At 57.4% G+C, this 19830-nt stretch carries 12 protein-coding genes and 1 pseudogene; 3 read left to right on the top strand and 10 right to left on the bottom strand.

Features of this window, described 5'->3' with window-relative positions:
- Positions 1-80: 80 nt before the first annotated feature.
- The 7 genes and pseudogenes from CIT26_RS00185 to CIT26_RS00215 form a co-directional block, all read right to left on the bottom strand.
- Positions 81-591 (bottom strand): annotated as a pseudogene (locus CIT26_RS00185) (MFS transporter); the annotation flags it as partial.
- 1000 nt (positions 592-1591) lie between these two features.
- Complete coding sequence (locus CIT26_RS00190; RefSeq protein WP_095490750.1) at positions 1592-2947, bottom strand: Glu/Leu/Phe/Val family dehydrogenase; 1356 nt, start codon at positions 2945-2947, stop codon at positions 1592-1594.
- Positions 2948-3084: 137 nt separating this feature from the next.
- The gene (locus tag CIT26_RS00195) at positions 3085-3576 is read right to left on the bottom strand and encodes a UPF0262 family protein (RefSeq protein WP_095490701.1); all 492 of its coding nucleotides are present in this window, start codon (positions 3574-3576) and stop codon (positions 3085-3087) included.
- 20 nt (positions 3577-3596) lie between these two features.
- The gene (locus CIT26_RS00200) at positions 3597-5075 is read right to left on the bottom strand and encodes an NAD-dependent succinate-semialdehyde dehydrogenase (protein WP_095490702.1); all 1479 of its coding nucleotides are present in this window, start codon (positions 5073-5075) and stop codon (positions 3597-3599) included.
- Positions 5076-5227: 152 nt separating this feature from the next.
- The gene (fabG, locus tag CIT26_RS00205; RefSeq protein WP_095490703.1) at positions 5228-6004 is read right to left on the bottom strand and encodes a 3-oxoacyl-ACP reductase FabG; all 777 of its coding nucleotides are present in this window, start codon (positions 6002-6004) and stop codon (positions 5228-5230) included.
- Entirely contained in the window at positions 6001-7737 is a 1737-nt protein-coding gene (locus CIT26_RS00210) for an acetolactate synthase catalytic subunit (RefSeq protein WP_095490704.1), read from the bottom strand. The genes fabG and CIT26_RS00210 overlap by 4 nt, the downstream gene beginning before the upstream one ends.
- Positions 7734-9095 (bottom strand): aspartate aminotransferase family protein, encoded by a 1362-nt coding sequence (locus tag CIT26_RS00215; protein WP_095490705.1) that lies wholly within the window; start codon positions 9093-9095, stop codon positions 7734-7736. The genes CIT26_RS00210 and CIT26_RS00215 overlap by 4 nt, the downstream gene beginning before the upstream one ends.
- 293 nt (positions 9096-9388) lie before the next feature.
- Between CIT26_RS00215 and CIT26_RS00220 the strand changes: the two genes are divergently transcribed.
- The 3 genes from CIT26_RS00220 (at position 9389) to CIT26_RS00230 (ending at position 14508) form a co-directional block, all read left to right on the top strand.
- On the top strand, positions 9389-11575 hold the full coding sequence (locus CIT26_RS00220) for a hydantoinase/oxoprolinase family protein (RefSeq protein ID WP_245318895.1): 2187 nt from the start codon (positions 9389-9391) through the stop codon (positions 11573-11575).
- Positions 11572-13260, top strand: coding sequence for a hydantoinase B/oxoprolinase family protein (locus tag CIT26_RS00225; protein ID WP_095490707.1), 1689 nt, complete (start codon positions 11572-11574; stop codon positions 13258-13260). Before CIT26_RS00220 ends, CIT26_RS00225 begins: the two co-directional genes overlap by 4 nt.
- Positions 13261-13356: 96 nt before the next feature.
- Positions 13357-14508, top strand: a complete 1152-nt coding sequence (locus CIT26_RS00230) for an IS630 family transposase (protein WP_095490708.1) — start codon at positions 13357-13359, stop codon at positions 14506-14508.
- A 295-nt stretch (positions 14509-14803) separates the two neighbouring features.
- On the opposite strand, the gene CIT26_RS00235 is transcribed toward CIT26_RS00230, so the two are convergent.
- From CIT26_RS00235 to CIT26_RS00250, 3 genes are all read right to left on the bottom strand, one after another.
- A complete protein-coding gene (locus tag CIT26_RS00235; protein ID WP_095490709.1) occupies positions 14804-15919 on the bottom strand; it encodes an IS110 family RNA-guided transposase in 1116 nt (371 codons plus the stop codon).
- 228 nt (positions 15920-16147) lie between these two features.
- Positions 16148-16990, bottom strand: a complete 843-nt coding sequence (locus tag CIT26_RS00240) for a GntR family transcriptional regulator (protein WP_245318897.1) — start codon at positions 16988-16990, stop codon at positions 16148-16150.
- A 1333-nt stretch (positions 16991-18323) separates the two neighbouring features.
- Complete coding sequence (locus CIT26_RS00250) at positions 18324-19799, bottom strand: M81 family metallopeptidase (RefSeq protein WP_095490711.1); 1476 nt, start codon at positions 19797-19799, stop codon at positions 18324-18326.
- Between the last annotated feature and the right edge of the window lie 31 nt (positions 19800-19830).

Genomic DNA, 19830 nt, shown 5'->3' on the forward strand with positions numbered 1-19830 from the left:
GGTTGGGCTACGGCGTGCCGCATAAGTTCTCACTCCGTTCGACCTTAGCGCAAGATTCTGAACAGTTCTTGTTCCGACCCCAATCCGCCCAGCGCCGGCCCGATGCTGCGCGCGATGTTGTAGCCGACAGACATCAGCGTCACCGCAGCCGGAATGTCGCGCTTGTGAAGGATATCGCCGACGGAAGCGTGCCAGGCCGGATCATTCAGCGAATCCACAGCCGGCAAGGAAGCCGAGACCAAGGATGAGCCAGGGACTGACAAATCCGAGGCCGACGGAAACCGTCAGCGTCACCGAGGCCAATAGGATCAAGCATTGGCCCGCGAGCATCACCCCGCGCCGGCTGAAATTGTCGGCGATCGCGCCGGCTAAGATCGAAAGGAAGAATGCCGGCAACGTGGTGGACGCCTGCACGAGCGCCACCATCTGATCCGACGCCGAAATGGTGACCATCAGCCAACTGATGGCGACCGTCTGCACGAGCCAGCCGACGCTGGATATCTGTGTGGCTGTCCAGATCGAACGAAACACCCCGTTCCGGAGCGGGGCGAGGGTCGTCGAACTGGATCGATGGGGCTCTACATGGTGCATCATTCGTTTACCTTTGGCGAGGCGATCCTTTCAGTTCTTTCGTTCTTTCAGCTTTGTGGTCCTCTTGCCTGAGAGGTTCTTTGAAGAATTGCGCGATGCGCTTGCCGCAGTGGTCCCGCATTGGCAAACGTGTTCCGGTAGATTTAGTGGCTGCCGCCGAAGCGCGCTCGACGGAGCCATGCCGTCCTGGAGGTTGAGCGAACACAAGCGGTATTCGCGTACAAGGTCATGCAATCCCGTTGCGACTTTTGTGAGAAAGCGTGGGCTCGCATTGCAATGGATCCCTGACTTTGCAGTCAAACCCGCGCGGCGACTAAGCGCCCCAGGTGTTGAGTTCTCCAAGATAATGTTCCGTGAGGTCCCCCCGCGTTTTAAGATTACTTTCGATTTCCCTGCTGGATGACACTGTTGTAGAGGTTTGAGATCGTTCAGAAAGCAACAAACCGCTTGTTTTCGGAAGCGCAACACGCAATGACAAACCAAGCACCTGTTTTCCAGAGCCATTCTTTCCACTCACTCACCCAGCTTCACTGCCGAAACTGCGCTCTTTGGAACACGGGGCCAACCATTGTCGCGCCACTTGCGAACGCGGTGAGCAGTTTTATCGGGTCAGAGTTCATGCTTTCGAAATCGTACCGAGTGAACTTTGTTGAGAAGCCATCGGAAAAACGGCGGTATCTCTGCGCCGGTGACATCATTGCGGCGAAACTTTTCGAGCTCACTCAAATCCGACAATAGCCCAATGGCTTCCTCCTTTCGCAGACGTCCCGGACCCACAGTTGTGTGACATTCCCGCGCCGCCCTCATTGCGAGGTAGTAATCAAAGTCAACGCTCATCCGAAATCCTCGCCTCTGCTCTTCAACGCTAGTCGGTAAACGTCAGCATTCAATTTAGCCACAGTAAAGAAGTCCGCGATCTCCGAGTAAATGAGACCACCACAGGAACTCCCGCCGACTGTTGTTGACGACAACCAAGGAGCTTGAGCAGTTTAGACTTCCACTAAATTCCAATCGCCTCATAAGCTTCGGCAATCTGCCGGATGGAGGCGACATAAGCCGCAGTGCGATAGTCTCCGAGTTCCGGCTGCTTCTTCAGGAGATCGCTAATGCGGGTCCAGGTGCTGCGCATGACGTCTTCGAGGCCTGAGCGAACAAGATCGATCTCGGCGCCCCCTTCCAGGAACTCATCGCGGATATCGGCCGGGAACTCCTTGCCGGTCATCCGCTCGAGCGCTGTAGCAATGGTCTGGTTGCGCCGCTCGCGCCGCCGCCGCTCCATCAAGCCGAAGGGGATGTGCGTGAGGTTCTTCACCCACTCGAAGTAGCTGACAACCACGCCGCCCGCGTTTACATAGAGATCGGGAAGGACGGTCACGCCGCGGGAGCGGAGAATCTTGTCCGCCTCGAAGGTGACGGGGCCGTTGGCGGCTTCGACAACGAGGTGCGCGTTGATGCGCTCGGCGTTCTCGGCATGGATGGCATTTTCCATCGCCGCCGGAATCAGAAGATCGCAGCGCTGTTCGATGCCGGTCATATCGCCGGCGAAGGACTTGCCACCTTCGAAGCCGAGGATGCTGCCGGTACGGATCTGGTGCTGCTTCAGCGCCTCGATGGGAAGACCCTCGGGATTGGCAACAAAGCCGTCACGCTCAGCAACGACGGTGATGTGTGCGCCATCCTCTTCCGATAGGAACTTTGCGGCGTGATAGCCGACGTTACCGAAGCCCTGGACGATGACCGATGCGTCCTTCAGATCGCGCCGGCCATCAAGACCTTGAGTGCGGGGGTCGCGAAGGAAACTCTGGATTGCGAATTGCACGCCCCTACCTGTGGCCTCGGTTCGCCCGGCGATCCCGCCCTTGGAAAGCGGCTTGCCGGTGACGCAAGCACGCGCGTTGACGACATCGGTCGGATTGGCCCGACGGAATTCATCCATCATCCAGGCCATTTCCCGCTCGCCCGTGCCAATATCGGGAGCTGGAACATTCACACCCGGTCCGATCAGACCGCGCTTATTCAGTTCCTGGGTAAAGCGGCGGGTAATGCGCTCGAGTCCCTGCACCGTCCATTCGCGCGGATCAATCTTTAGCGCGCCCTTAGAGCCGCCGAATGGCACGTCGACGAGCGAGCACTTCAAGGTCATCAGCGCTGCCAGCGCTTCGACCTCCTCGGCGTCCGCACTCGAAGCGAAACGAATGCCGCCTTTGACGGGCTCACAATGCTCGCTATGCACCGATCGCCAGCCGATGAAGCTGTACATGCGACCGCGCAAGCGAACACCGAAGCGGACCGTATAAGTCGAGTTGCACTGGATGATGCGCTCTGCCAGTCCCTCCGGCAGATCCAGGAAAGACATGGCGTGGCGGAAGTTTTGGTCGACGCTTTCCAGAAAGCCGGCGGAGTTTGCCCCGCTGATTTGGATATCCGCTCGAAGAATTGTGTTCACCTGAATTTCCCCTTGTATCGAAGTTTTGGGTACACAGAGTACCTGTATCAGGACAGCAAAACTTCATGCGTAGCATTGCGAGCGAGCAGCGCGTAAATCAGCGTAAACAGCCGACGCGCCGTGTCTTTATCGATGCTGATTCTTTCGGATAGGTGTTCTCTAAGTAGCTCGGCAGCTTTGTTGTGAGTGTTGCGTCGACTCATATCGATTGCCTCAAGTCGCTCAGGTCCCAAGCGACATTCGTAGTAGCTCTCGCAAATACGCTTGTAATCCCTGAGCATCCGTCGGAAAGGGGTGAGTGAGAAACAATGGCTAACGATAGGCGCCCCTTGATCGTCATCAATATGAAGTGTCAGCCGCCCGACCGCCGTTCCGAGCTTTAGACGATATGGACCGCCGGTATGTCCGAGAGGCACGAATGTGTTCGTCTCAAGAAGGTCGATTACAGTGAATGCTTGTTCACGCTCGACGCGAGGGTTCCGTGCGTTAAGCGAACTGTCGAGCGCGACATCGCAAATCCGGAACGGGGCCAAATCCATCACAATTGTTCCCCTACTAGCTACACGCTCAAGCACAGATACTTGATCTCCGTGTAGTCCTCCAACCCGTACTTCGACCCTTCGCGCCCCAAGCCGGATTGCTTGATGCCGCCGAACGGCGCGACCTCAGTCGAGATCAAGCTAGTGTTTACTCCGACCATGCCGTACTCGAGCGCTTCCGCTACTCGGAAGATCTTGGAGACATCCTTCGAGAAGAAATAGGATGCCAGTCCGAACACAGTATTGTTGGCCAACTCGATGACGTCTTCTTCCGTCTCGAACCTGAATAGAGGAGCAACCGGACCGAAGGTCTCCTCAGTGGAGACGAGCATATCTGCCGTGACCCCCGTCAAAATGGTGGGCTCGAAGAAGAGGCCACCCTGGCCGGCGGGTTTGCCACCGATTTCGACCTTTGCGCCTTTTCCGACCGCATCGGCGACATGCTCTTGAACCTTCTTGAGCGCGGTTTCATCGATCAGCGGTCCAGTCGTGACGCCTTCGGCAAAGCCGTCGCCGACCTTCATCTGTCGAACGCGCTCTGCAAGCTTGCTGGCAAAGGCGTCGTAGATGCCGGACTGCACGTAGAGGCGGTTGGCGCAGACGCAGGTCTGACCGGCATTGCGATATTTTGAGACCATCGCACCTTCTACAGCGGCTTCCAAATCCGCATCGTCGAAAACGATGAATGGCGCATTGCCGCCAAGTTCCAGACCAAGCTTCATGATCTGGTCCGCGCCCTGCCGCATGAGGATTTTTCCGACATTGGTCGAGCCCGTGAAGGTGACCTTGCGAACCTTTTCGTTGCTGCAGAACTCTCTGCCGATCTCGGAAGAAGCGGTGGACGTTAACACTGAAAACAAACCTGCTGGGAGGCCGGCCCGTTCTGCGAGAACAGCAAGTGCCAGCGCCGACAGCGGGGTCTGTGCGGCGGGTTTCGATACCATGCTGCAGCCTGCCGCGAGTGCAGGAGCCACCTTGCGGGCAAGCATGGCGTTGGGAAAGTTCCAGGGCGTGATGGCGCCGACCACGCCCACCGGCTGCTTGATCACAATGATGCGTTTGTCCGGCTGATGACCGGGAATGGTATCCCCATAGACGCGCTTGGCTTCCTCGCCGAACCACTCGACATACGAGGCGCCGTAAAGGATCTCTCCCCTCGCCTCGGACCAAGGCTTGCCCATTTCCATGGTCAGGATCGTTGCAAGGTCGTCGGCATTGGCCACCATGAGGTCGTAGAGCCTGCGGAGAATAGCCGCCCTCTCCTTTCCTGTGCGCTTCGCCCACGTCTTCTGTGCGACATGCGCCGCATCAATGGCGCAGGTGACCTCCTGCCTTCCAAGGTCGGGCAGCGTGGCGATCACTTCTCCTGTCGACGGGTTGGTCACATCAAAGACATCGCCTGTCGAGCTTTTTGACACCCATTCGGCACCAACAAGTGCCTTATTGATAGCAAGAGAAGTATCGGTCAGTTTCACAAGCAGGCTCTGGCGTACGGTCATTGTTTAATTCCAGAAAATTGACAGTTGTCGGCGTGATCGGTTTTCGCCCAGCACTAGTCCTGTGATATTCGAAGCCCGAGATGCGGGATTTAAGACCCTGCATCACGCAATCGGCGGGCGTCCCGTTCGAGTGACGCAGTAGCTACCAATCGCTAGCACGGCAGATACTCTCCACCGTTGACGTCGATAATTGCGCCGTTAATGAACCCTGCCTGATCGGACGCAAGGAACGCGACCAAAGCGGCGATATCCTCGGGCCGCCCCATTCGCCCGGACGGAATCCGACCAAGTGCGGCTTGACCGGCCGGACTGTCCGGTGGAGCCATCATCTCCGTCAGCACATTGCCCGGCGCCACCGTATTGGTCGTGACTCCGCGAGAGGAATATTCGCTGACCAGGGACTTCGACATCCCTGCCAAGGCTGCCTTGGACGCCACATAACTTGCACCCGCCATTTGCGGCATTGCTCGGCCGGCGATCGATCCGATCAAGATGATGCGCCCGAACCCTTTGGCGGCCATTACGGGTGCCACGAACTGGCAGCACAACATGGCGCCGGTCAAGTTGATGGCCAAAACGTCATTCCACTCACCAAGAGGAATGGCATCGAATGCGAGGCGCTGACCATTATGTTTTGGAGATAACCCGGCATTGCAAACCAGAACTTCGGGCAAGCTCCATCTCTTTTCAACTTGTTCAAAAAACGCATTAAGCGCCTCGGGTTGTCGCAAATCGACCGTTTCCGCAAGAACGTTATCCGCGCCGAATTTCCGAGAGAGGTCGTCGCGCGCCTTTTCTACGCGCGCAGACTGGGTACTGAAGACCGCGACCCTGTGACCGGTGACAAGAAGATGTTCCGCACAAGCGAGGCCAATACCAGCCGTGCCACCGGTAACGACCGCGACTCGGGCAGGCGATTCCGTATTCATGCTGCTTCCTCCAGTTTCTCGAACAACGAGATCGGCGGAAATGCGCCGGGATCTGTGATCATATCGATCAAAAGCGGTCCCCGCCCCGCCAGTCCTCGATCAAGTGCTACGCCGAGCTCTTCAATCCGCGCAACGCGCATAGCCGGGCAGCCGCAAGCTTCCGCGATCTTCGTGTGGTCAACTGCGCTGAAGTGGCAGGCTGTCGTATAACCCTTGAACTTCACCGTCTCGGCGTGCTTCTGGAATCCGAGAATGCCATTGTTGAGGACGATCACGGTAAGCGCGATATTCGAACGAACGAGTGTCTCCAGTTCGGCCCAGCTATGCGCAAATCCTCCGTCGCCAACGATGGCAATCACTGGATGATCCGGGCGGGCAATTTTTGCCCCGATTGCAAGAGGCAATCCCCATCCGAGTCCGGCCAGGCCGCGTGGCGTGATGAAGCGCATGCCCGCCTGAAGGCTGCGGAGCTGCCCGGTTGCCCAGAAGGACGAATAACTGGCATCGGTGACTATGGTCGTTTCTGGGGTTAGCCGCGCCTGGAGTTCGCGCATGAGAAACTCAGGTCGGATTGGGCCGTCCGTTCGATGCGTTACGGCGTAGCGGTCTTCTTCGAACGCCCGCCAAGCCGCTGCAATCCTCGCTTCGACGCTTGCTCTCGCCTGCTGGCGAAGGATCAGGGAGTGCCGCTGCAAGGCTTCGCGCAAGGCCCGTAGTGTCTCAGCGGCGGTACCCACGAGCCTCAGGGATTCGTAGTTTCGCCCGATCTCGCCCGGATCGATGTCGATATGTACGATCTTGGCCCCGGCTGGAATCAGACGCCAGTTATCCGTGCCGTTCTGGTTAGTGCGCGTTCCGACAAGCACGACGAGATCGGCCTCGTCCAGCAGAACGCGGCTGTGGCGACCGAGAGACCGAGGACCAACCAGCGACCCCAAAACACCGGCCGACAATGGGTGATGTTCATCTACTGCTCCCTTCCCCATGTTTGTGGTGAAGACCGGGAGGGATGCCATTTCCTGAAGCTGGGCGAGCTCCGTCGCCCCGCCTCCAGAGTGAGCACCACCGCCCGCCAGAATGACAGGGCTGCGGGCTTCGGCTATGGCTCGGGCAGCCTCCTCGATGGTCGCGGCGTCGGGTTGCACGCGGTCCAGCGGCCAGTGACCGAGACTGGAATGCCGCTCAAATGTCGGAGCAAGAGCGTTTTCGCGCAAAAGATCGGCTGGAAGCAGCAAAACTGCCGGACCGGGACGACCGGAAGCAGCGGCTGTGAAGGCCGCGTCAATATAGTCATCAATTCGCTCGCCGACGACCACCCGGCGGACCCATTTGGCGCAAGCCTGGAACAGAGCGAGATGGTCGAGTTCCTGGAAGGCGTTACGGTCCGCCTGATCACGTTCGACCTCTTGAACGAGAGCCACAATCGGAACGCTTGCCTTGAGTGCCTCAGCCAATGGAGGAACGAGCAACGTTGCAGCGGGACCATTTTGAGCTGCAACAACTGCAACTTTTCCTGAACGACGGGCATAACCGTCGGCCATGGCGCCGCCCATATTTTCCTGTCGGTAGGAGACCTGACGAATGCCAATCCTTTCCGCCGCGAGGATCACAGCGGAGGGAAGGCTCTGCGCGAAGATGGTGTCCACGCCGTGACGCTGGAGTGCATGGGCGACGCGCTCGGCTACCGTCTTGATTATTGGGGTGGTTGCGGCCGATTCTTTGGAAATGTTCATGAATGTGTCTCCTTTTCGAGGACGGGTGCTGCCGCCAAGAACCGATCAAAGGTGTTCGCGATCTTGTCGATGTCGGCGTCAGTCATGGCCGTAGAGAGACAGGCCGCTGCGCCGTCAGGCAGAATCACACCCTCGTTGCGGAAGAAACGTGTCATAGCTTTCATCAATGCCGCTTCGTCAGACGATGGATAGGCGTCCCGATAATCGCGCGGCAGGGTCTGTTTTGGATGAATGCGAAAGAGCGACGCAGTGCCGCTGACGACATAATGAGCTTGTCGTCGTTCAATAGCGGCGGTAAGGGCCGCTCGAAGACGATCGCCCAGGACGTCCAGGCGAGCGAATGCAGCCTCGGTCATAGCTGCCATGCTGACTCGACCGGCCACCATGGAGACTGGGTTCGCCGAGAAGGTGCCGCCCTGCGCTAGTTTGGCCCGTCCTGTCGATCCATCAAAGACGCTCATGACGTCTCGTGATCCACCGATTGCACCGATCGGGAATCCACCGCCAATAATCTTACCGGTGGCAATGAGATCAGGCTCGATGCCGTACCGCGACGAGGCGCCACGATAGCTTTGGCGGAGATTGAGCACTTCATCGCAGACGACAAGGATACCATAATGTCGTGCGGTCTCTATGACAGCGGCGACAAAGTCGGGATTAGGTGGAATAAGGCCGCCGCGGCTCGGCATCGGGTCGAGCAGGATGCAGGCCAAACGGTCAGCGGCAGCCGCGATCCGGCGGCGAGCCCCCTCTGTATCGTTGAAGCGAAGAATGACGACTTCATCGGCGACCGATCCTGGGGTGCCGGCATAGGCCGGTACGGCGACCGGCGCGTCCGGCGATCCCCAAGTTGAAGGCGTACCCCCTTGTCCAGCCTCGGCCCAATCATAGGAGCCGTGATAGGCGCCTTCAATCTTGGCAATGCAGGGGCGTCCGGTAAATGCGCGAGCCGCCTTGATGGCGAACATTACGGCCTCGGTACCGGTATTGACGAAGCGGATCTGTTCAACTGATGGGATACGATCAATTAGTAGTTCGGCAAGATCGATCTCATGCACAGTCGGATTGGAAAAGCAGGTCCCATCCCGAAGAAGACGCGCAACGGCGTCCATCACTGGTGCATACCCATGCCCATGAATCAGAGTCGTGAAATTGTTGTTGAGATCGAGAAACCGCTGTCCGTCCACATCGACCAGATAGGCGCCCTCGCCCCTTTGGACGTACCGCGGCGTTGGATCGCGCTCGATTGTGGCGCGCGTGGTACCGTCCGGAAAAACTCCATGACCCCGCGCGAACAATCGCTCCGATTGCACATTAGGCAATGCAGCGCTCAGTGGCTCGTTATTTTTGTGCAACATACAAAGTATCTCCTTAAGTCAGGCACGGGACATCGCCCGCAACAGGTATGTTTGTTGCAACAAAATAACGAAGTCCTCTCCTAACGCAAGGGATTTTTGCAATTTCCCATCATTCAAATCACTATGCAGTGGCTCCTCGCGCTCGATTTGGTGACAACGGGTTGGGACGGGATTCATGTGACGGCGAGTTTGTGATGAAGCAGGGAGGCAAGTGCCATCCCTTAGCCCCCGTCACATCCGACACTCGGGAGCTAAATTGCCCAAATAAAGCTGCTCAAGAGGAACCATCTGTCTTGACAGAGTGGTACTTGTTGCAACAAAATAGAGCTAACCGCACCACCGGAGGGGGTTTTGTTTCCCAAAGCGTCCACCAAAATCGAACAGGAAGAAATATGCACGACCGCGCTACTCTCAGTCCGCCCTGGCGCCTGGGTATCGATATTGGAGGGACGTTTACCGACCTCGTGCTCATAGATGCAAAGGGCCTTCTTCGGCAACACAAGGCATCCACCACCACAAACGATCCCTCCGAAGGTGTGATCGACGTGCTGCGGCTAGCTGCAGAAGCCGCTGGTCTATCAACTGCATCGTTGCTCGGCGGGTGCTCCCATTTTGTGCACGGTTCGACAATAGCAACAAACACTCTGCTGGAAGGAAAAGGAGCCAAAGTCGGCCTCCTGGTCACGGAAGGATTCCGCGACTCTCTCGAAATTCGCCGTGGCATCCGTTCGGATCCCTGGGACCACCGCAAGCCTTTCCCCCCTGTGCTTGTTCCGCGCAGTCTTCGCTTACCGATACGCGAAAGGACTGATAAAATGGGACGAGGCGTCGTTCCTCTTGATGACGAAAGCATCAGGCGAGCAGTTAGTGAGATGCAGAGCCGCGGCGTAGAGGCGGTCGCCATTGCCTTTCTGAACAGTTTCATCAGCAGTCAGCATGAGCACGAATGCAAGGAAATGGTACGCGGCCTGTGGCCAGATGTCTGGGTGTACGCCTCCTCCGATATGGTGCGAATGGTCGGGGAATATGAACGAACCTCGACGGTTGTCCTCAACGCTTATGTGGCGCCGCGCGTCGTACCTTACCTGCGACGCCTTGAATCGCGACTCAAAGAGTGTGGGCTCAAGCGTCCGCTTCTCTTGATGCAAAGCAATGGTGGAGTCGTTTCCGTCCAACAGGTCGAACAACGGCCTGCATCCCTCATGCTGTCCGGTCCCTCCGCCGGTGCCAGCGCACTGATGGTCTGTGCCAAGGCGATTGGATCCCAGGACCTGATTTCGATCGAAATCGGAGGTACCAGCTGCGATGTCATCCTTACGGATGAAGCCGGGGTTGGGATGACAAATAGCACGGAAGTCAATGGATATCACCTCGCGCTGCCCGCAGTCGACATTCACACAGTCAGCGCAGGCGGCGGAACGATCGCGCGCCGTGATCAGGGCGGGATGCTTCGCGCCGGTCCAGATGGCGCAGGTGCGTTGCCGGGACCAGCATGTTATGCTCGAGGGGGCGTTGACCCGACGGTGACCGACGCCCAGCTTGTGTTGGGGCGTCTTCAAAGCGGTCGCTATGGCGGCGGTCTGATATCGCTCGACAAGAAACTTGCAGAGGACGCGATCAACAACCGTATCGCTGCCCCATCAGGTCTAACGACCGTTCACGCTGCGGCCGGAATTGTCCGCCTTATGGAACAAGAAGTTATTCATGCCGTGGAGAAAGTGAGCGTCGAACGAGGTTTTGATCCATCTCGTTTCACTCTCGTCGCAGTCGGAGGTGCCGGAGCTATGCATGGCGCTTCTGTCGCTCGCGCTCTGGGTTGCCGTACGGTTTTTGTGCCTCGAGTTGCTGGTGTTTTTTGTGCTTTCGGCATGTGCACGGCAGATGCAAGGCAAGATGTCGTCAGGTCGTGGCTGAAGCCTCTGGCGACGACCTCTGCCAGCGATATCGGCGAATTCCTCAATACGCTTGCAGAAGAGACCCGCCAGCGCTTCTTGGACGAAGGCTTTGCGCCGGAAGACATCATCATCGAAAGAGCACTCGAACTCCAATATAAGGGCCAGCAGTCTTCTGTCATTGTACAGGTTCAGGAGACCGATATTAGCGCTATTCGAAGGGCTTTTCTGGAGCAGTTCCGCCGACTCTACGCACATGACCAAGGGGAGGATGAGATCGATATTACGGGCGGCCGCGCCGTGGGCTCGGTCCGCTTGGGATTCACGGAACAAAAAAGCTGTGAGCGGACGCGAAGAGAAATTGAGCCGATTGAGTTGCGGCCTGTTTATTCGGAGGACATTGGTGATTTCAAGAAGACACCCATCTTCGAGGGCGACGCCCTACAATATGGAGACACCATTGACGGGCCGGCCCTCGTGGAAAGCTCGACCACAACCGTGGTTGTGCCGGAAGGGTGTCGCCTGGAAGTCGACTCGGGATCCAATTTCCTTATCCACGCAAATCATATGCCGGGAATGAGTTCATGAGCTTCGATGCAGTACAATTGGCCCTGATACAGAAACAGCTTGACCATGTCTCCAGACAGATGGGTTGGGTCATGGTGAAAACCGCTCGCAGCCCGATATTTAGTCAGTCGCATGACTTTTCCTGTTTCGTTGGCAGTGCCGAGGGTGAAGTGGTTGCGCAGGCAGACGGGCTCCCAATCCACACAGGAGGAGCCGGTTTCGCACTGCGCGCAGTACTGAATAGATTTGCCGGAAATATTGCTCCGGGGGACGTTTTCATCCTCAGCGATCCCTACGTTGCTGGCGGCAATCACCTGCCCGACTGGACAATCGTGCGCCCGGTATTTTGCTCTGGTACTCTTGTGGCCTTCACGTGCAACCGAGCACACCAGAGCGACATAGGTGGCGGTGCTGTTGGATCATACAATACTTCTGCTACCGAAATCTTTCATGAGGGGATCCGGCTTCCTGTCTTGAAACTAATTGAAGCTGGTGTAACTCGACAAGATGTATGGGAACTGCTTCTGCTCAACTCGCGCTATCCGGAACCAATGGACGGTGATTTGCGCGCAATGCTTGGTGCGGTTGCCATCGGCGCTCAACGGCTCCAGAAGCTATTTGATGAGCTGGGGGCCGATCGAAGCCGGTTGGCCCTTGAGGCAGTGCTGGCGCACGCGGACCGGATGATGCGGGAAGCGATAGGCCAGCTTCCGGACGGAGTCTATGAGGCGGAGGACGTTAGCGACAACGATTGTTTCGAGGCAGTGAGTGTTCCTGTGAAAGTAAAACTCACAGTACGCGGCAACAAAATTACTCTCGACTTTACCGGCAGTCATCCGCAAATAAAAAGCTTCAAAAACAGCTCCCTCGCAAATACAACTTCTGCGGCATTCGTAGGTGTTATGAGCTTTCTTGGGAGCGCCGCTTTGCCGCGTAACGGCGGCGCCTTGCGTGCACTCGAAATCATCGCACCAGAAGGGACTGTGGTCAACGCGCGCGCGCCCGCGCCGGTGACCATGTGCACGATGTTTCCAGCAGCCGACATAATCAACGCGTGTTGGAGGGCTCTTGCTCAGGCTGACCCACAAAGAGCGAGTGGTTCCTGGGGCAAATGCTCTTACTGCAGCACTTCGAACAGCGATCTCAGTCATGGTAAATTTGGCATCTCGCACTGGTTCGGTTCATCGGGAGCAGGCGCGGTTTTCGGACGTGATGGGTTCAATGTTATGAGCCAAGTTGTTTCGATGGGCGGGCTTGCTTTGCCAAACGTAGAAAATTATGAGCAGATTTATCCTATCCATGTACATAGTTACGAGTTTCGGAAAAATAGCGCTGGCGCTGGACAATTTCGCGGCGGAACCGGGGCAACATATGTTGTCGACGTCATGGCGCCAGGGTCCTATAATTTCACAGGAGAGGGTATTCGAACACCCAGCGGATTGGGTGTCAATGGTGGGTGCGACGGTAGTAAGGGAGAGTTGTTCATTAAACTCGATTCCGGAGAAGTCGCAGATACGCCTCAGTATGGTGAACGAGACTTCCCGCCCGCTCGACTGACGATTCAGTCCTCCGCTGGAGGCGGATGGGGCGATCCGCGAAAGCGAGACCGAGCGGCTGTGCACCGCGACCTGGACGACGGCGTAATTTCGCTCGATCACGCTCGATCGCTTTATGGTTACGCGGAGCAACCCGATAAGCGTATGTAAGCCGGCATGGCTAGGCCAACTCTGCTAGTGGTTCCCGCCTGACATAAGAGTCCAGTCAGAGATTCCCTTTCTGGCCTGCGCGTGCGAGTCTGGCGCATGCGCACAGGAATATCGTTCACCGTTTCGTCGGCCGATCGCGTCCGTCTGACGGCGCTGATCAGGGATCGCAATACCCCGCAAAAGCATGTCTGGCGCGCCAAGATCGTGCTTTTGTCCGCCGACGGCGTCGGCACCGTCGAGATCATGCGCCGCACCGGCAAGTCGAAGACCTGCGTCTGGCGCTGGCAGGAGCGCTTTGCCGCGGAAGGCTGTGACGGGCTGCTGCGCGACAAGACGCGGCCGTCGCGCATTCCGCCGCTCGGTCCCGATGTCGGCGAGCGCGTCGTGGCACTGACGCTTGCCGATCCGCCGGGCGAGACGACCCACTGGACCGCCGACATGATGGCGCAAGCCGCCGCAATCAGCGCCAGCGCCGTCAGGCGCATCTGGAAGGCGCATGGTCTCGCACCCCACCGCTGGCGCCAGTTCAAGCTCTCCAATGATCCGAAGTTCGTCGACAAGTTGCGCGACGTCGTCGGCCTCTATCTCGATCCGCCGGCCCACGCCATCGTGCTGTCGGTCGACGAAAAGAGCCAGATCCAGGCGCTCGACCGCACCCAACCCGGCCTGCCGATGAAGAAGGGGCGGCTCGGTACGATGACGCATGACTACAAGCGCAACGGCACCACCACCCTGTTCGCCGCCCTCAACGTCCTCGACGGCACCGTCATCGGCAGGAACATGCAGCGCCATCGCCATCAGGAGTTCATCCGCTTTCTCAATGCCATCAACGCCGAGGTTCCCGCAGACAAGGCGGTGCACGTGGTCCTCGACAACTATGCTCCCCACAAGCACCCCAAGGTGCGCGCCTGTATAGCGCGACAATCTGTATGTATACGCGCTCTCACGTTGATTGTCGCGCCGCACGCCTGGCTCGACCGTCACGAGCGCTTCACCTTCCACTTCACTCCGACATCATGCTCATGGCTCAACGCGGTAGAAGGCTTCTTCGCCAAGCTGTCCAAGCGCCGCCTGAAACGCGGCGTCTTCCACTCCGTCGTCGATCTCCAGGCCGCCATCAACCGCTTCCTCGCCGAGCACAACCAGCAGCCAAAGCCCTTCACCTGGACCGCCGATCCCGACAAGATCATCGCCGCCGTCAAGCGCGGGCACCAAGCGTTAGATTCCATCCACTCTCATGATTGCTGACAACGGCCTTTGGCGTAGAAATTGGCCCGCCGAACCCGATCGGCGGTCGAGGTACTTGTACGGCGGATATGAGGTGCAAGAGGCGGGACTTGAACGTCGGTCAACAATCTCTCATCCGCGGGTCGGGCCGCATGACCTTGTTTCGTTTGGGGCTGCCTCTGTCTAGATGGCGAGCGTCGTGGCTCATAGTGGAGACGAGGGCTCCCCGGCATTGTCCCGCCTCCAGCGCCGCATATCGCCGAGGCTGATGTTTGGGTTTTGCGATCTCCTCTGCTGGCTGTCTTTCAAATACCGGTCACGCCACCTTTGGCGCGGATTGAATCGTGCAGGCGATCGACCAGATGAAGCCCACCATCTCGCGTGCGATGGCGACATTGACGACGTTGGCATTCTTGCCGCGCGCGCTCAGCCGACGATATCGGGTGCACAGCCGAACCTGCGCCTTCCACCCGATATCGCGAACGACTTTTGGCAGCGCCTCGATCCGGTCGACCTTGTGCCGGCCGATGCGCGGCCTCATCCTGTAAGCCCAGGCGTCCTCGACCAGCGCGCGCCGGGCATGGGTGTTGCCGGTCTTGGTGATGCCGCCGCGCCAGACGGTCTCGCCACTCGATTGCTCGCCAGGGACTAGGCCGAAATAGGCCATGAGCTGGCGTGGATTGGAGAAGCGTGTGAAGTCGCCGACCTCTGCGACCAGCACCACGGCATTGATCAGCGCGATGCCGCGCATTGCCTGCAAGGCGTCAACCACCGGGCGCTGGTTCCATTCCGGGAGCAGGCTGAGTATCTGTTCCTCGACCTGCTGCAGGCGCCGTTCCGCATCCATGACGGCATCGACGTAGTCCTGAAATGCGATCTGCTGAGCGGGATGTTCGAAGGCCAGGGTCGAAAGCCATCGCCGGTAAGCCATTCGCCAGGCCGTCCCACGCTCGTGCTTGCGCCCGTGGCGCAGCAGAAATCCTTGAAGATGTTGGCGCGCTCGCGTCACCACCTGTCGCACGACGCTGCGCAGCCGGATCAGGTCGCGCATGGCTTCGTGATCGGTATCGGGCACCCAGACGGGGGTCAACTCTCCGGCCCGATTGAGGCGGGCGAGCATGGTGGCGTCGCGACGGTTTGTCTTCACCCGATCGCCAGGCTTCCTTGGAATCAGCGATGGCGCCACCACGTCGCAGCGATGGCCCAGGCTTGTGAGTTGGCGATAAACGCCATAACCGCACGGGCCGGCCTCATAGCAAAACGCCAGCGGCTTGCCGGAACGCCGCAGACGATCGCATAGCTTGTTGATGGCATCAGGGTCGTTGGCAATCTCGCCGAGATATTCCACCAACCCGCCGCGTCCGCTCTCTGCCACCGCGATCGAAATCCGCTCTTTGTGAATATCCAAACCGACAAATCTGATATGTTCCATATGGCCCGTCTCCTATGCATGAGGCTCTGCGCCGGCCAGCCGGCTTAACCCTCGTACCGTTGCATATCGGATGACGGGCCGCCCAGCAATCATAGGGACTAGCGGAGTTGGCCGGTGGACAGAAGCACCGAGCCGTCGGCGACATACAGCATAAGTGCTGTCGATTATGTTGGTGCTATTAACTCGTAAGTTAAATCAGGTGAGCAACAACCCTTTCGATTTTCTTGATTATTCCGCTCGCGCACGAATAGCCTGCCTCAGGCGCCGATAACCATCGCGGATGTCGTTCTCAAACGCCGCACGAACAGCTCGGTTATCACCTTCCCGAAGACTCTCCATAACGACTTCGTGATTGTGTACGCCATACTTCTGAATTGCGAATTCCGGGTATAAGTCGTGAAATGAAGGTCCAATCCGCAACCAAAGGGTTTCAATTGTCGATAACAGATAGGGCATGCCGCAGCACTTGTAGACCGCGAAGTGGAATTCCATGTTCGCCCAAAGAACGTCGGCATAACGTCGTCTTTCGAGCCCTCTGTTGATCTCCCCCTGAAGCGCCTCAAGAGAGTCCGCAAGATCCGCTGGAGCATTTGCCGCGCCCCGCTCTGCGGCCACTCCCTCAAGGGCGAGCCGCATGGTCGTAATTTCCTCAAGTGCGGGCATTGTCAAATAGGGCACGATGACTGTCTTTGGCCCCGAGTAGACGAGCGCACCTTCAGTGGCCAGGCGATTCAGGGCGTCGCGCGCTGGAGTAGAGCTCACACCGAGTGCATCTGCAACGGCGCGCACTGTCAGTTTGCGCCCTGGTTCGAAGGCGCCGCGTACTATGCGCTCTTTCATGGCGTCATATGCGAGATCGCCCAGTCGAGCATGCTTCTTGAGTGGCGCCAGATCCACGCCTAGTGTTTCGGCCGCCGGCCGGTCATCGTGAGCCGTCGAAACGGCACCCTCTCCAGTTTCCTCCTCAGTAACATCTTCCATCGCCATCTCAGATTTTTGTTGCACCACATTACATACGCTCAGTGTATAGGAAAATGCTGGCGGGCCAATGCCAAAAAACAAATTTTGCAAATGAGGAGGACAGTTCCGGGTTCGTAGAGTCTTGAGAAGGACTAAGCCATTAAGTCGGCAATAGCTAACGCGTCCTTTGCCTCCGAACGAGATCCCAGTGCCGCGCAGCGATCTGGGAGGAACCTGCGAGGCCCAAAAGCGATAGATCGATATTCAGGCTGACGTGACAGGCGTTGCTGACGCTGCCAATGGCTGAACCTGTAGGCTGAATGCGGAGTGTCGGTCAGCTACGCAACCATCGGCAACTTGGTCGCACGCTTTGGCATCAAAATCGTCGCTCTATAGATCTCTGTCTCTTATTGTCGAGCAAACTTCCCGCCAATCACGGCGCTCAAGCTCGCCTCACGAGAATTCCTTAACGGTTGCTCCTGCGTCTTGAAGGACACGCAGAGCACTTTCGAAGGCCGGGCCGACCGTCCGATCCAGCTCATCGAGCACGAGATTCTGAAGAACACCCAGCGATGACACCGTGAAGCGAAAACTCTGGAAGAGGTCTGCTACTGCGGCGGCAGCGCCTGAGGATGATCCTCCAGCAAGACGGGACGGTCGCGCGGATTGCGCGGAGTGCCGAAAACACGGTTCTCACCCGTGTTAGCGAAAGTGAACTCCGACATGTTGGATTTGCCGATTTGCCGATGATGACCGCTTGGCTGCCCGCAGTTGCGCCACGCAATCTGAATCTCGTTGAGCGGGCCGTGCATTCTCAAGGGGAAGCTGAACCAGCCTGCGTGATGTCACCGCGGACATCGCAATTGTCTTTTACCACGATTGGCAGGCCGGCAAGCAAGGATGGGGAGAGCCCACCCTCATCGTTGAGTCTGTCTTCGTAGCGGCAGCAGCAAGTGCTTTATCCCGCCATAACCGCGTAAGCGCGTGGCTGCCTGCATTTCTCAGCGCTTCGGCGTGATCAAGCCCCGCTCGACCAGGTCTGTGGATTTCAGGTTACCCGATACACGTGCATGCGCGAGCGTATCAATTGTGTCCGATGTCCCAACTGGCTACTGTTTAGACATGAAGTTCATCCGTTTTTACAATGCTCACATGGTCTTCATTTTAGATCCAGTTCGCAATACTAACAAGCCGACATCCTCGCAGTCTCCCGGCTCCCCGAATTGCTCCCTGGGAGTGGAGCGCCCAAAACCCGACAGCTATTGGCGCTGAACACTGCCTCCGACCCAGCAGCTAGAGCGCTAGAGCGGCAACTACGTGGTTCATTGTGTCGTGCCCATGCACGCTGTGCACCCGTGTGTTGGTATCTCACTAAGGTCGCGAGGAATTAGAGGCCCAGACATAAACCTCCCCGCAGCAAGCTACGGGGATTAGAGCGCTGAATTTAAGCCGAGAAGTTGGTGTCGAGATCAATTGGATATATCGGCCTACAAATCTTTTGGTAATTGAAGGAACTAAAATTTTTGCTTGTGACACCTGGGGGATCAGTAGCGACGACTGCCTTGGCCCTCGGATCGAAAAATGCTCGGAAATGATTTGTCCCCTTTATGCAAACTATTCCATACTGGTTAATATCAGCCCCAGTAATCAAGAAAGGACGATCATCGTAAGCTGCGCCGGTTTGCTCCGTGACGACAATATCTACATTACCGACGCGCAAACGGGCGGTCTTGCCGTAACACACCGGCAGTCCTTCCATCATAGGAGACACGTAGGTGGCATTTCCGTCTGATAACGCGCACACTCTGGCATTGCGCAACTCGATTGGGGTACCGTGAATTTTGTCGGTCTTGCCCCCTAGCAAACCTGACACCTCTCCCCCAACACCCACTTCGTGAGCAACAAGCGCAATTTCCGGGTCGCAAATGAAGCCGAAGATCGCCTTCTTAGGGTTCCGTCTCAGAACCTCGCGCAGGAGATGGGTTCCCGTGCCCGGCCCTCCGGCACCGGGGTTATCGGAAACTTCTACAATGACAACATAGCCTGTTCCCGGCTTTTCCAGCGCGGCGAGAGCATGATCCACAGCCACGTCCGGCATCGGGGCCGCCGGCCCTTTAAGCAGTTCCCGCTTTTCCCAAATGTGCCTGGCGATTTCAGCGGCGGCCTCGTGTGCCCCTGTTTCAGCTACAACCACCACGGAAGCGCCAACGAAAGGCACATCGGAATAACCGTAACCATGGAAAAATGCCGCATCTATTAAGCCGTGTTTAGCAGCATAGTCGGCTACGTAGTCTGTCACGGATTTCATGGGTTCTACGAAGGTGTTGCCCATTCGCGCATCGACCAGCCAAGGAAGTTGAATAACGGCTGTTTGGGAGATCGCTTCGCCGCGCAAGATGCGAATAAGGGTTTTCATCGCCAAATAGCCAGCCTCGGCTTCGTCGATATGCGGATATTGCTTACAGCCGAAAAGGCCATTCGACAATTTGGCCAGTTCTGGCGATATATTCCCATGAAGGTCAAGAGAAACCGTGATGGGCATGTCCGGACCAACTACCTCCCGGACCTGTTCCAAGATGTAGGCTTCCAGATCGTCCGCGTTCTCAGCAACGCCGGCACCGTGAAGCGCCAAACATATTCCCGTGTATTCACCCTTTCGTTTTTCGGCAATAGTAACAAGCTTCCCTACGGCATATTCGACGGCCTCCCTAGTGAGCCTGGGTCCCGCATTCCCTGCTGCAATGGAAGGAATTAGGTCGACGCCATATTCCTCTGCAGCTTTGATCATGCCGGCCAGATAACCGACCTTGTTCCGGTATATGGAAAAAAGCTCTTCGCCCACCGAAATACCTTTGAAGTCCCCGGCCCCCGACGCAAACGAGTTGCTTTCGTGAACGAGCATACCGAACAATATTTTCATACTCACCTCCTGATTGTGCTAAACCGTTGGA

The sequence above is a fragment of the Mesorhizobium temperatum genome, assembly GCF_002284575.1.
Classification (GTDB): Bacteria; Pseudomonadota; Alphaproteobacteria; order Rhizobiales; family Rhizobiaceae; genus Mesorhizobium; species Mesorhizobium temperatum.